The sequence below is a fragment of the Geotalea uraniireducens Rf4 genome (assembly GCF_000016745.1).
Classification (GTDB): Bacteria; Desulfobacterota; Desulfuromonadia; order Geobacterales; family Geobacteraceae; genus Geotalea; species Geotalea uraniireducens.
Genome location: NC_009483.1, coordinates 4826702 through 4839024, shown reverse-complemented (window position 1 = coordinate 4839024; position 12323 = coordinate 4826702). Strand labels below are relative to the sequence as shown.

9 protein-coding genes are annotated in these 12323 nt (G+C 54.3%); 2 read left to right on the top strand and 7 right to left on the bottom strand.

All coding sequences use genetic code 11. From position 1 onward, the window contains the following. The first annotated feature begins 157 nt into the window (after nucleotides 1–157). Entirely contained in the window at nucleotides 158–2425 is a 2268-nt protein-coding gene (locus GURA_RS21235; RefSeq protein ID WP_011940950.1) for a sigma-54-dependent Fis family transcriptional regulator, read from the top strand. Between the two features lie 301 nt (nucleotides 2426–2726). After that, nucleotides 2727–2912 carry a ribbon-helix-helix protein, CopG family gene (locus tag GURA_RS21230; RefSeq protein WP_011940949.1) on the top strand — a complete coding sequence of 62 codons (186 nt, stop codon included), beginning with the start codon at nucleotides 2727–2729 and terminating at the stop codon, nucleotides 2910–2912. Between the two features lie 58 nt (nucleotides 2913–2970). Here GURA_RS21230 and cysS read toward each other — a convergent pair whose 3' ends face one another. From cysS to GURA_RS21195, 7 genes are all read right to left on the bottom strand, one after another. Next, nucleotides 2971–4455: a cysteine--tRNA ligase gene (gene cysS / locus GURA_RS21225; RefSeq protein ID WP_011940948.1), complete on the bottom strand. Its 1485-nt coding sequence runs from the start codon at nucleotides 4453–4455 to the stop codon at nucleotides 2971–2973. 87 nt (nucleotides 4456–4542) lie between these two features. Beyond that, nucleotides 4543–4923, bottom strand: a complete 381-nt coding sequence (locus GURA_RS21220; protein ID WP_011940947.1) for a response regulator — start codon at nucleotides 4921–4923, stop codon at nucleotides 4543–4545. Between the two features lie 3 nt (nucleotides 4924–4926). Beyond that, on the bottom strand, nucleotides 4927–5970 hold the full coding sequence (gene cheB, locus GURA_RS21215; RefSeq protein WP_011940946.1) for a chemotaxis-specific protein-glutamate methyltransferase CheB: 1044 nt from the start codon (nucleotides 5968–5970) through the stop codon (nucleotides 4927–4929). Between the two features lie 38 nt (nucleotides 5971–6008). After that, on the bottom strand, nucleotides 6009–8069 hold the full coding sequence (locus tag GURA_RS21210) for a hybrid sensor histidine kinase/response regulator (protein ID WP_011940945.1): 2061 nt from the start codon (nucleotides 8067–8069) through the stop codon (nucleotides 6009–6011). Next, nucleotides 8070–9806, bottom strand: coding sequence for a methyl-accepting chemotaxis protein (locus GURA_RS21205; protein WP_011940944.1), 1737 nt, complete (start codon nucleotides 9804–9806; stop codon nucleotides 8070–8072). A 51-nt stretch (nucleotides 9807–9857) separates the two neighbouring features. Continuing rightward, nucleotides 9858–10406 (bottom strand): chemotaxis protein CheW, encoded by a 549-nt coding sequence (locus GURA_RS21200; RefSeq protein ID WP_011940943.1) that lies wholly within the window; start codon nucleotides 10404–10406, stop codon nucleotides 9858–9860. Nucleotides 10407–10433: 27 nt separating this feature from the next. Next, on the bottom strand, nucleotides 10434–12302 hold the full coding sequence (locus GURA_RS21195; protein WP_011940942.1) for a CheR family methyltransferase: 1869 nt from the start codon (nucleotides 12300–12302) through the stop codon (nucleotides 10434–10436). Between the last annotated feature and the right edge of the window lie 21 nt (nucleotides 12303–12323).

Here is a 12323-nt window from a genome sequence, read left to right as displayed (position 1 = left end):
GCTGACTTGCCCTCCTAGTCACTAGGGTGTTTTTTGTTCAAAAAACGATGTGTAGCAAACGGCACAATTTTGAAATGTGTGCCATTTGTTGCACATTTTTTTTATTTAGGCTATGCTGCTCGGAACAGATGCATATCCAGCCATTACGAGGACTGTTATGGAACCGATTATCACCCTGACCGAAAAATGCCGCAAATGTTATTCCTGCGTCCGGAGTTGCCCGGTCAAGGCCATCAAGGTTGAAAAAAACTATTCCGAGATCATTTTTGAACGCTGTATCGGCTGCGGCAACTGCCTCAGTAACTGCCCCCAGCACGCCAAAGTCGTCACCGACAAGGTGGGGGTTACGGAGAAACTCCTGGCCTCCGACCAGACGGTCATTGCCGTTCTTGGCTGTTCTTTTCCTGCGTTTTTCCATTCCGTCTCTTCCGGGCAGCTCGTGGCTGGCCTGAAAAAGCTCGGTTTTGCCGAGGTCCATGAAGGCGCCGCCGGGGTCGAACTGATTGCCGGGGGGTATGCGGAGGCAATAGAAAAGAGCGCCGGTTCGCTCATTTCTTCCCATTGCCCGGCTATTGTCGATCTGATAGAGCGCCACTACCCGAGTCTTATCAAAAATCTGGTCGGGGTCATTTCACCGATGGTGGCCATGGGCCGTTTCCTGAAAAATGTACTCGGTCCGGATGTGAAGGTGGTCTATCTGAGTTCATGCATTGCAGCCAAGTTTGAAATCCAGGCCGAAGAGACGACGGGGGCCATCGACACGGTCCTTACCTATCGGGAACTGGAGGAGATTTTTAAAAACCGGGCGATCAATCCCGCCTCGTTGAAAGAAGAACCGTTTGACGGCTTGCAGCCCCACCTTGGAAGACTCTTCCCCATTTCCGAAGGTACGTTCAAGGCATTTTCCATTGCCACAGACCCTCTCGATACCGAGATCGTGACCGCGGCGGGGGAGGTCAACGTCATGGGGATCATCAGGGACCTTGCCTCCGGGCGGATCAACCCCCGTATTGTCGACGTCCGTTTCTGTTACGAAGGGTGCATCGGCGGGCCGGGCAAGAATTCCGAACTGACCGAGTTCTACAAACGAAACCTGATTATCTCTCATTTTAAAAACGAGGCCCCTTATCGTACGGCGCCCCATTATCTGGAGCAACGGGAACCGCTTCCTTTGACGCGTTCATTTGCCAATAAATATGCAAAGTTTAAAGTGCCAAAGGGGAGTGATGTCAAAAAAGTACTGCATGCCACGAACAAGTTTACCCAGAAGGACGAACTGAACTGCCGCGCTTGTGGTTATCGTACCTGCCGGGAGTATGCGGTTGCCGTTTTTCAGGGGCTTGCCGACCTGGAAATGTGTCTTCCCTACAACCTGCAGCAGCTTGAAGAGGATCGCGGGCGGCTGATCGAAAAGTATGAGCTGGCAAGGCGTGAACTGGACCGGGAATACGGCGATGAGTTCATCGTCGGAGAAGATATGAAAACCCACGAAGTTCTTGACCTGATCAAGCAGGTTGGACCGACGCCGACCACCGTTCTGATCCGAGGTGAATCGGGAACCGGCAAGGAACTGACTGCACGTGCCATTCACCGTTACAGCAAGAGAAACGATAAACCGCTGGTTACGGTGAACTGCACTACCATTACCGACTCGCTGTTGGAAAGTGAACTCTTCGGCCACAAAAAAGGGGCCTTTACCGGCGCGATTGCCGATAAAAAGGGTCTTTTCGAGGCTGCTGACGGCGGCACCATCTTTCTTGACGAAATCGGCGACATAACCCCCAAGTTGCAGGCTGAACTGCTGCGCGTCCTCGACTCGGGTGACGTGCGGCCGGTGGGGGGGACGGCGGCGAAAAAAGTCGATGTGCGCCTTATCGCCGCAACCAACAAAAAGCTGGAAGAAGGGGTGAGGGACGGCTGGTTCAGGGAAGACCTCTATTATCGTCTCAACGTATTTGCCATCACCATGCCGCCGCTGCGCAGCAGGGTCGAATCCATACCGCTCCTGGCGCACCATTTCCTCGAAAAGGCGCGTAATAAGCTGAACAAGAGCATTGTCGGCCTGGAGGACCGGGCGGTTAAGGCGATGATGCAGTATTCATGGCCCGGAAATATCAGGGAGATGCAGAACGTCATCGAGCGAGCTGCTGTTCTTACCCACGACGAGATCATCAAGTTGGGCAATCTGCCGCTGGTCTTTGCCGAGAATTATGCCGAAGAGGCGGATGACGTTCCTGATCTCAGGTCCTTCAAGCACGAGCGAGAGCCCCACGTCATGCGGGTGGAAAAGAAGCTTATCCAGCGTTACCTGGCCGATGCCGGTGGCAATGTGTCAAAAGCGGCACAACTTGCCAATATCCCCCGCAGGACATTTTACCGTCTTCTGGATAAGCATGGTTTAAAGGGGCGTGGGGCGAATTCATGAGGCAAAGTGGCGTTTTTGCGCGATCAAGGCGGGAAGGTTATGGTGTGCCGCGGTGAGGAATCGATGATGGCCGCGCGGGTTTTATGCTGCTGCTAGGACAAAATAGCGCATCCTTGGTTGCTGTGTGCCAAACGCGGCACAAAACGTATACGCTATCCGATGATTAGGCTGTTGTAATCTGCGCAAAACTCCATAATATCAGCTTGTTACATATTTGTGGCGTTGCTATCGTCTGTTGGCATGCATATCGCAATTAGTGAGATATCCGGTTAAAACAAAAACAAAAATATAGGAGGACGCCATGGGCAGAATGAGAGAAAATCCGAGGTACAATGTAATCTCCATGAGAATCAGTGACGAGGAGAGGGAAACGTTGGAGCAGATCGTCAATACCACCAACAGGAGTGTTTCCGATATCATGAGAGAGGCGATGGAACTGGTTAAGACAAGGCTTGCTGCACTTGAGATGACCCAAAGAGCGGCCTGAAGAAACAGGTTGCATACCCACAAAAATGGCCGCTATTGCGGCCTTTTTTGTGTCATTTTTACTTTACGCTCCAGCTTGTCCCTTGTGCGGAATCGAGGAGCACAATATTCTTGCCGAGGAGAAAATCCCGTATCTCGTCGCTTCGCTTGAAGTCTTTAGCCTTCCTTGCTGCTGCGCGCTCCGTAATGAGCCGTTCGATTTCTTCAACAGAAATATCAAGCTCGCTCGCTTTTCGATCCTTTAATCTTGTCAGCAAGGATGCCGGTTCGGAAGTGAAAATGCCGAGGACGTCGGCGATCTTTCCGATATTGGCCTTAACCTGGGCGCAGAGCGCCGACAAGGTGTTGCTGCGCTCCTTGGCTTCGCTCAGAACGCGGTTTACGCAACGCACCAGATCAAAGATGTGCCCCATTGCCAAAGCAGTATTGAAGTCGTCATCCATTGCTTCCCGGAAGCGCAGCGGCAGTGAGCCGGATTTGTCGAAGAGTTCGCGCTCGGCCTCGCCGAGAGAGCTCGCGTCGATTTCCTCCCCGCCGGTGGCCGGGTTTGATGCCAAGGTTTCGTCGATGGCAACCAGCGCCTTGTAAATCCTCTCCATGCCGGTTTCCGCTTCTGTCAGGTTCTGGTCGGAAAAATCGAGCGGTGACCGATAGTGGGCGGAGAGGAGAAAGAAGCGGAGGACCTCGCTGTCGTACTTATCCAGCACCTCTTTGATGGTAAAAAAGTTGCCAAGAGACTTGCTCATCTTTTCCGAGTTGATGTTGACAAAGCCATTGTGCAGCCAGTATTTGACGAACGGCTTGCCGGAGGCGGCTTCAGACTGGGCGATTTCGTTTTCGTGGTGGGGGAATACCAGGTCCTTGCCGCCGCCATGGATGTCGAAGGTCTCCCCCAGGTACTTCATGCTCATGGCTGAGCATTCTATGTGCCATCCTGGACGACCTTTGCCCCAGGGCGATTCCCAGAAAGGCTCGCCCGGCTTCGCTTCCTTCCAGAGGACGAAATCCATGGGGTGGCGTTTCCGCTCGTCCACTTCGATTCTGGCGCCGGCCTGCATATCCTCCAGATTTCGCTTGGAGAGTTTGAGGTACGGGTCGAACTTCTCCACGCAGAAGTTGACATCTCCTCCCATTTGATAGGCAAACCCTTTATCGATAAGGGTTTGCACCAGTGTAATGATCTCCGGGATGTGCTCGGTTGCCTTCGGCTGACTGGTGGGGAGCAGGAGGCCGAGTTGCGCCATGTCCCGGTCAAACTCCTTGATGAAGCGTTCCGAGATCGCATCGTATGCCACCCCTTCCCGGTTGGCCCGGTTGATGATCTTGTCGTCGATGTCGGTGTAGTTGCGCACATAGTTCACCTCCAGGCCCAGTGACCGGAGGTAGCGGTAAATTACGTCAAAGACCACGTTGGCACGGGCATGGCCGATGTGGCAATGGTCGTAAACCGTCACGCCGCACACGTACATTTTGACTTTTCCCGGTTCGATCGGTACGAAATCTTCTTTGGTTCCCGTAAGGGTATTGTATACACGCAAGGCCATGAAAATCCTCGAAATATTGTGATTAAAAGCAGGGTAAATCTAGCATAACGCACCATCGTTGTGAAGAAGTTTCCGGCACTCCGGCGTTCAGGATGGTTTGGTCAGAAACTTTTTGACACTGGCGACTATCCCCTCGCTGGTAAAAGGCTTGCCGATGTAGCCGTCGGCACCCGACTCAGCCGTGAGGCGGCGCAAATCATCTTCGCTTTTGGATGACAAGAGCAGAATGGGGATCTTGCAGCTGGATTCCTTCTCCCGGAGAAGTTTTGCCTTCTTGTTCCCATCGAGCATCGGCAGCATGACATCCAGGATGATGAGATCCGGTTTGTTCATCGAAAAAATGTAACTATTGGCCTCCAAACCATTCTGAGCACATATCACTTCATAACCAGCCTCTTCAAGGGCGTCGCGCGCCATTGCCAGGACCAGTTCGCTATCGTCGACGATCAGAATTCTCTGTTTTGACATGGGTCATTTATCTCCTGTTGTGTGGAATATTTTCGAGAGCGTGTCAGGAATACCGGCGAGCGGCACTATCAGGTCCACGGCGTTCATGGCTATGGCCGCCTTGGGCATGCCGAACACGGCGCAGCTCCGTTCATCCTGGGCGATTGTCAATCCTCCCCGTTCTTTGATATGGATGAAACCCTGCGCTCCGTCCTTTCCCATGCCGGAGAGGAGGACGCCTACCACCCGCGCCCCCTGTTCCATGGCCAGTGATTTGAAGAGGACATCGATGGAGGGGCGGCAGCAGTTGACAGGCTTGTCCTGTGTGAGCCTGATTACCCCATCGCTGACGATCATGTGATGGTTGCCGGGGGCTACAAGAACCTCACCCTGTTTGAACTCATCGCCATCTGCGGCGAGGCGCACGGATATGCTGCATTCCCGGTTGAGCCACTGGGCGAATCCGTCGGCAAAGCCGCTTGCAATATGCTGGACGATAAAGGTCGTTGCTTTAAAATCAGCCGGAAGCGACTTGACGATGCTCATCACCGCCTGAGGTCCCCCCGTGGATGCGCCGATGGCAAGAACCTGCCTGTCGCCCGCCGGTAAGGGTAATGTGTTGTTTGGAATAAATTTGGGCCTGATACTCGGTCTGCGGCGTATGACCTTTATCCGGGCAAGCATCCTGACTTTGTCGATGAGCGTTGCGCTGAAGCCTCCCGACGTCCCGTTGATTTCCTCTCCCCCCGGTTTGGCCATGACGTCGAGGGCGCCCCTTTTGATGGCGGCAAAGGCGTTGTTGATCTCACTGTCGTCCAGGGTGGCTGAAAGGACCAGGATCGGCGTCGGGAATCGCGCCATTATCTCCTCGATGGCGGTCAGTCCGTCCATAACCGGCATCATCAGATCCATGATGATCAGGTCGGGATTCAGCCGTTCGGTCATCAGGACAGCCTCAGTGCCGTTTACCGCTTCGCCGACAACCAAAATGTCGCTCGTGGCGCGAAAAATGTCCTTGAGGATCTCCCTGGCCAAAAGCGAATCGTCTGTGAGTAAAACCTTTATCATTAACAGACCACCTTAAATTATTCCATTGCAGGCAAGTATCAGCTGAGGAAGGCTTTTACCGTTTCAAGCAGGGTTCCCTGGTCAAAGGTTCCCTTCACAATGTAAGCCTGGGCGCCGGACTCCATAGCCTGGCGCTTGTCTTCGTCGCGGGCCAGGGATGAAACGATGATGACCGGCACATCCCGATAATCTTCCATTGTCCGCAGTCTCCTGGTCAATTCGAAACCGCTGATGCCGGGCATCATCACATCGGAAATTACCAGGTCGAACCTTGTGCCGGCCACCTTTTCCAGTGCGTCCTCGCCGGAAATGGCGATTTCCACCTCGTAGCCGTGGGTGACCAGAATGCTCCGTTCCATGGTACGGGTGGTGATGGAATCGTCCACCACCAGGATGTGTCCCTTTGCCCTGGTTGCCCGGCGCTCCTCGATCATCGCGCGGAAACCGGTCGAAGCGCCCCCTTCGGCCCTGGCGAAGATGTCCGGCACGTTGAGAATAAGGGCAGGATCGCCGTTGCCGAGAATGGTGGCGCCGAAGACGAAGGTGACATTTTTCAGCTGGTTACCGAGGCTTTTTACCACTACCTCCGAACTTTCCAGGCTTGCATCGATGGTGCAGGCAAGGCATTGTCCGCGTAAGGATACGATAATCGCCGTGATTCTCTCCGATTTCAGCAGGGTCTTGTTTTCTGTGAGTCCAAGGAGGGCCGGCAACGACACCAGCGGTATGGTGGCGCCGCGCAGGGATATCACCTCTTTGCCGCCGACGGTGGTTATGTCTTCACTGCGGATTTTAATCGTTTCCTGAACGTAAGAGAGGGGAACGGCGTAACATTCTCCAGCGCAGAGGATCAGCAGGGTTTCCATGATCGAGAGGGTCAGCGGCAGTTGCAGCGTGAACTCGGTAAAGCGGCCGACTTCGCTGACGATGGAAAGATGCCCTTTCATCCGTTCCATGTTTTTTTTCACCACACCCATGCCGATGCCGCGGCCGGATGTGTCGGTGATAAAATCCCTGGTAGAGAAGCCCTCTTCGAGGATCAGGTAGCGCGCGGCATTGTCATCCATTGAAACGGCGTCTTCCCGGCTGATTAGCCTTTTGCGCAGTGCTGCCTCTCTGACCAGCTGCGGGTCGATCCCCCGACCGTCATCGCGAATATCCAGACGTACCCCGCCTCCATCAAGCCTGGCAGATATTTCTATGGTGCCCTTTGGCGGTTTTCCCTCCACAAGGCGCTCTTCGAGGGATTCAATGCCATGATCCACGGAGTTCCTGAGAATGTGCAGGATCATGGGCTTGACAGCATCAAGGAGCACCCGATCCATCTCGATCTGCGCACCGGTGACCTTAAATTCGATTATCTTTCCCTGTTCATGCGACAGATCGCGTACCATGCGCTCAAACCCGTCGGTAATGGTACGCAACGGAAGCATGCGAAGAGCCATTGCCTCGCCATGCAGCTCCTGAACCAGGTAATCGAGGTACAGGACATCTTCCTCCAGCTCCCGTTGAAATCCCTGGAGCGCAGGAGCGAATTCCTGGTCGACGGTTTTGCCGCACAGACCCTTCAGCCGGACAATTTTATCTTCGAAGCGCTTTTTGTTTATGATCAGCTCGCCGAGGCGGTTGATGAGGTTGTCGAGGGTTTTAACATTGGTCCGGACCGTTTCCTCTCCTTCGTTAGCCTGGGGCAGTACTTTCCTTTCCAGCACTTCGGGGGTGATATCACCTTGTGTAAAGGCGATGATGAATTTCTCCACGTCGAACGGCGGCTCATCGTTGTTGATCCGGGCGGTGACCAGCCGGGAAATGGCGTCAGATCCCTTAAGCAAGAGGTCGATGACCTGGCTGTTCACCTCCCTGCCCCCCCTTTCGATCTCCTCGAACAGGTCTTCCATTCGGTGGGCGATGGCGCCTATCTCCTCCAGCCCCACCAGTTTCGCCGATCCTTTCAGGGTGTGGGCATTGCGCATGAGGTCGCGAAGGAGCACCCGGTCGGCCGGCTCCTTTTCCAGGGTGAGAAGCCCCTTCTGGAGAGCTTCCAGGTGCTCCTGCGCTTCCTTGAAGAATATCTTGAGGTATTTGTTCAGGTTCGGCATCTAGGCCTCTTTGTCGCTCAGATCCCGCAGTTTTTCCGTCTGTTCCATGATATCCGATATGGCACGTTCGGTTTCAGTAGCGCTCGTAGCCACCTGCTGGGCCACGTCCCGCACCTCGGTCATGGTTTCCGCCATTTGCTCGCAGGCTGAGGTCTGCTGCTGGGTGGAGAGGGTTATCTCCTTGGCGGCCCGGGCGGTCTCTTCCACCATGTTGATGATGTTGCTGAACGAGAGCTGGACCTTGTCCACCAACGCTGATGCGGCATCCACCCCCTTGGTCCCCTCTTCGGTAACCATGATGGTGCTGTTGGTCGCCTTCTGGATTTCTTCGATAAGCCCCTTGATCTGCTTGGTGGCATCAACGGTCCGTTCTGCCAGCCGTTTTACTTCCTGTGCGACGATGGCGAAGCGTTTGCCCGCTTCTCCGGCGCCTGCAGCCTCAATGGCCGCGTTGAGGGCAAGCAGGTTGGTCTGATCGCTGATTTCATCGATGATTTCAACAATCCCGCCGATTTTCTGGCTGTTGTCCCCAAGTTGCAGCATGCTCTCGGCAATGCTCTGGACCTGGGTTTTCAGTATGGTCATTCCTTCAATAGCGTTGGTCACATCGCTTGTGCCCGCGGTGCAGCTCTGGGTGGTTTCCTCTGCCATGGACTCGACCGATTTGGCATTGTCCGTTATCTGCTTGGCGGTAATGGCGATCTCTTCCGAGGTTGTCGTCACTTCCTGCACGGCGGTTGCCTGCTGGGTGGCGCCGGAAGATTGCTGGGCGCTGATGGCCATCATTTCGTTGGCGGAGCTGGACAACCGGATTATGGCTTCCCTTATGGAGGCGATCAGCCTGGAGCTTTTGTCAATCTCCCCTTTGAGATTTTTGACAATGACGGTGGTCATCTTGTTGAACGCCTCGGCCAGTGTGCCGATTTCATCGCTGGTTTCAACGGGGATCTCCTCGTTCAGATTGCCGTCGGCGATGCGGCGCGCCGCCTCGGTCAGTTTCAGCAGCGGCCTGATGGAATAACGGACCACGAAAAAGATGGTCATGCTGGAGACCAGCAGCATAAGAAGCATGGAGCCGATAATCTGGGTTCTGAGGGCGGCAATCTTCCGGTCGGTTTTCTCCATGGAAAAACCGATGCGGAATGCTCCCCAGTGCTTGCCGTTGACAAAAACCGGCGCGGAGATATCCCACATCCTTTCGCCGGTATCCCGGAAATAGACCTGCTGGAGGAGTTCTTCGAGGTTTTTGGCCGCCTTCAGGCCGACCTCGTCATTGAACATCCGTTTTGTCCTGTTGCCCGTCCGGTCTTTAGCCTGGTCGCCGGTCAGCGGCTGGGAATATTTCAGGTTATGGGTCGGCAGGTAGCCGTTCCTGTCAACGAGCACGGCAAAAACCACCTGATCGTCTTTCAGGTACTCATCCTCAAGCTCCTGAACAGACTGGTCCAGGTATTTATCGTACTTGGTGTGATATTTCGGCGGGTCGGTGTTCGGGATCGGGATGTAGTGTTCATCGAATATATCCGCCTCGCTGAACCTGCCGCTGGCAATGGCGTCCTCAAGGATCCTCTCCATCATCTTGGCGCCGGCCAGGGCCTCGATCCTACCCTTTGACAGCAGTTCATCCTCCATGGATGCGCTTCTCGATTTGACGAAATAAACCGTAAAAAACGACATGATGACGATCATTACCAGAATGAGAATCGCTGCAATCTTGACTGACAGTTTGTTAAACATAGCAACTCCTTGCCTGTAAAATGAGAGGATTACACCTTATAAATACACGCTTCACGGATTATGCTCAACGACAATTTCCGGTGCATTCAACAGTCTGACGATGTCGAGCATCATGATCAGGCTGCCGTTCAAGTTTAACTGGCCGCGGATATATTCGCGCTGGGTTCCGTCGAGGGATGTAACCACCGGCTCAAGACCGTTCAGCGGAAGAGGCATCACCCCTTGCACCTTTTCGGTAAGGATGCCGGTGGCAAATTTGTCGGACTTGACGACGATGATCCTGCCCGACGTGGAGATGGGGGGCTGGGGAAGACCGAGGAGCGGCCTGATATCCACGGCTGCGGTTATCTCGCCGCGAAGGTTGAAGACCCCGGCGATAAGCTCCTGTACCCTGGGGATTTTCACCAGTTTCGGCACCCGGATAACCTCTGAGGCATGGACTGTTTCAAAGGCAAAGGTTTCCCCCCCGAGGGTAAAGGTGATATATTCCTGCTGCTCTTCCCGGGCCTCCTCAACTTCTGTCAAGCCTTGCCAGTACTCCTCCCTCATCTCGTCCAGGATGGAGCCGATATCATATCCAGCGTTCTTTTCAACCGTCATTTCTCAGAGCCTCTTTTCCGCGCATTTTTAGCCCGCCATTTCCAGTTCTCTTTTCAACTGTTCGATAAACGCTTCGCGCGACAGTCCGCCGGAGTAGGGAATGGTGCTGTTTTTCCCCAGTTTTGCCAGAATGTTGAGGGTGTTGTTCAACTCGCGCTGCCGTTCCTTATCCTTTCCCATGCGTGCATAGAGCCATGACAGCTGGTAATGGGGCATGACAAAGTTCATTTCCAGAAGAATGGCCTTCCGGTATTCTTCCGCCGCCTCGGTCAAGTTGTCGGACATGTCCAGGACAAGTCCCTTGAGGAAGTAAGCCTCCGCCAGCAGATCGTCTATGCCCAGCGCTTTGCCGCAGGCAGCCAGCGCCTCCTGAAAATGACCATCGTTGGCAAGGATGAATCCCTGGGTAATCAATGCGCCGGCATGGTCGGGCTGATGACGGATTACCTCTTTCAGCAGTTGCATTGCTTCCGTGAAATGTTCCTCCTCAAACATTTGCCGGGCTTTGCGGAATAGTTGGGAGAGGTCGATTTCGCTTTGCGCCGGCGCGTTGGACCGGGGCGGAACGGTTTTTACCGGCAGGGGCGGTTTCGGCCTTGCCGGTTTTATCACGGTGGCGGTCGTTTTAGACGGCTTGCTACGCGGCTGTTCGTTCGATACTGCAACCGGCGGGAAAACTTTTTTCAGGTAATAAAAACCGCCGTCTTGGGTCTGTCTTTCAAACCGCGACGAGATATGGGACAGGGTCTCGGAATGCCCCAAAAACAGGTAACCCGCCGGTTTCAGGCAAGCGCTGAATTTTTCAATGATCTCCCTGGTGGTGGCGAGGGTGAAATAAATGATGACATTGCGGCAGAAGACTGCATCGAGCTCGCTGAATTCTCCGGCAGAAGACGGAAATTCAGCGGTTTGCAGGTTCAGATGGGAAAAATCGACCAGGCTCTTCACTTCGTCTTTTAACCGGTACCCTTTGCCGATTTTGTCGAAGTAACGATCCAGGTAACGCTTTTCTATGACCCGCATGGCCCACGGACCATAAATGCCATCCCGCGCCCTTTTCAACGCCCGGTTGTCGATGTCGGTGGCGAGTATCTTTATATCCATATCCTGCCAGCCGGGGACGGTTTCCATGATGGTCATCGCCATCGAGTATGGCTCTTCGCCGGTCGAGCACCCCGCCGACCAGAGGCGGAGCTTGATTTTCTCCCCCGGTTTCTTTGTCGCCAGTTCGTCAAGGAGCAGCTTGCGCAGGGCGGCGAAGTGAGCATGGTAACGGAAAAAATATGTCTCACCTATAGTCAGGAAGGGGAGGAGTTTTTTCAGCTCCTGCCGTCTTTCCTGGTGGAGGATCAGGTAGTCGTAATATTCCCGGTAAGAGTCGATTTTCAGCGCCGACATTCGCTTGATAAGGCCCCGCTCCAGGATCTTCAGGTTGCGCCGCTCGAAGTGCAGGCCGCTGTGTCCGAGGAGATATTCGTAGTAAAGCAGGTAGTCCTGCTCGGAAAGAGGTTCGCTCTGGCTGGGGAGTGACCGCTTTTTACCCCCCTGGGCGATGGTCTCGATATCTTCCCGGAGCCTTGCCGTGTCCACCGGGGTGAGGATGAAGTCGAAGAGATTGAGCAGCTCGAATTCAAGTTCCGGATAATCCGAAATGACGATGACCGGTACGTGGCGGCTTTCTTCGGCACGATGGAGGCGATCGGCGGTCTCTACGGCGCCGATCGCCGTTGTCGACACTTCAAGGATGATAAGCTCAGGTCTTTCGCTGCGGGCTGCCTGCAAGGCCTCCCTGTATCCCCGGACGCAGGAAACCTCGTGTCCATCCTCAGACAGCAGGTGGGAGAGGAAGTCGCAGAGCGCCTCGTTTTCATTGATCACCAGGATGTGCAGCGACATGTCCCCCTTTATCACTGATAG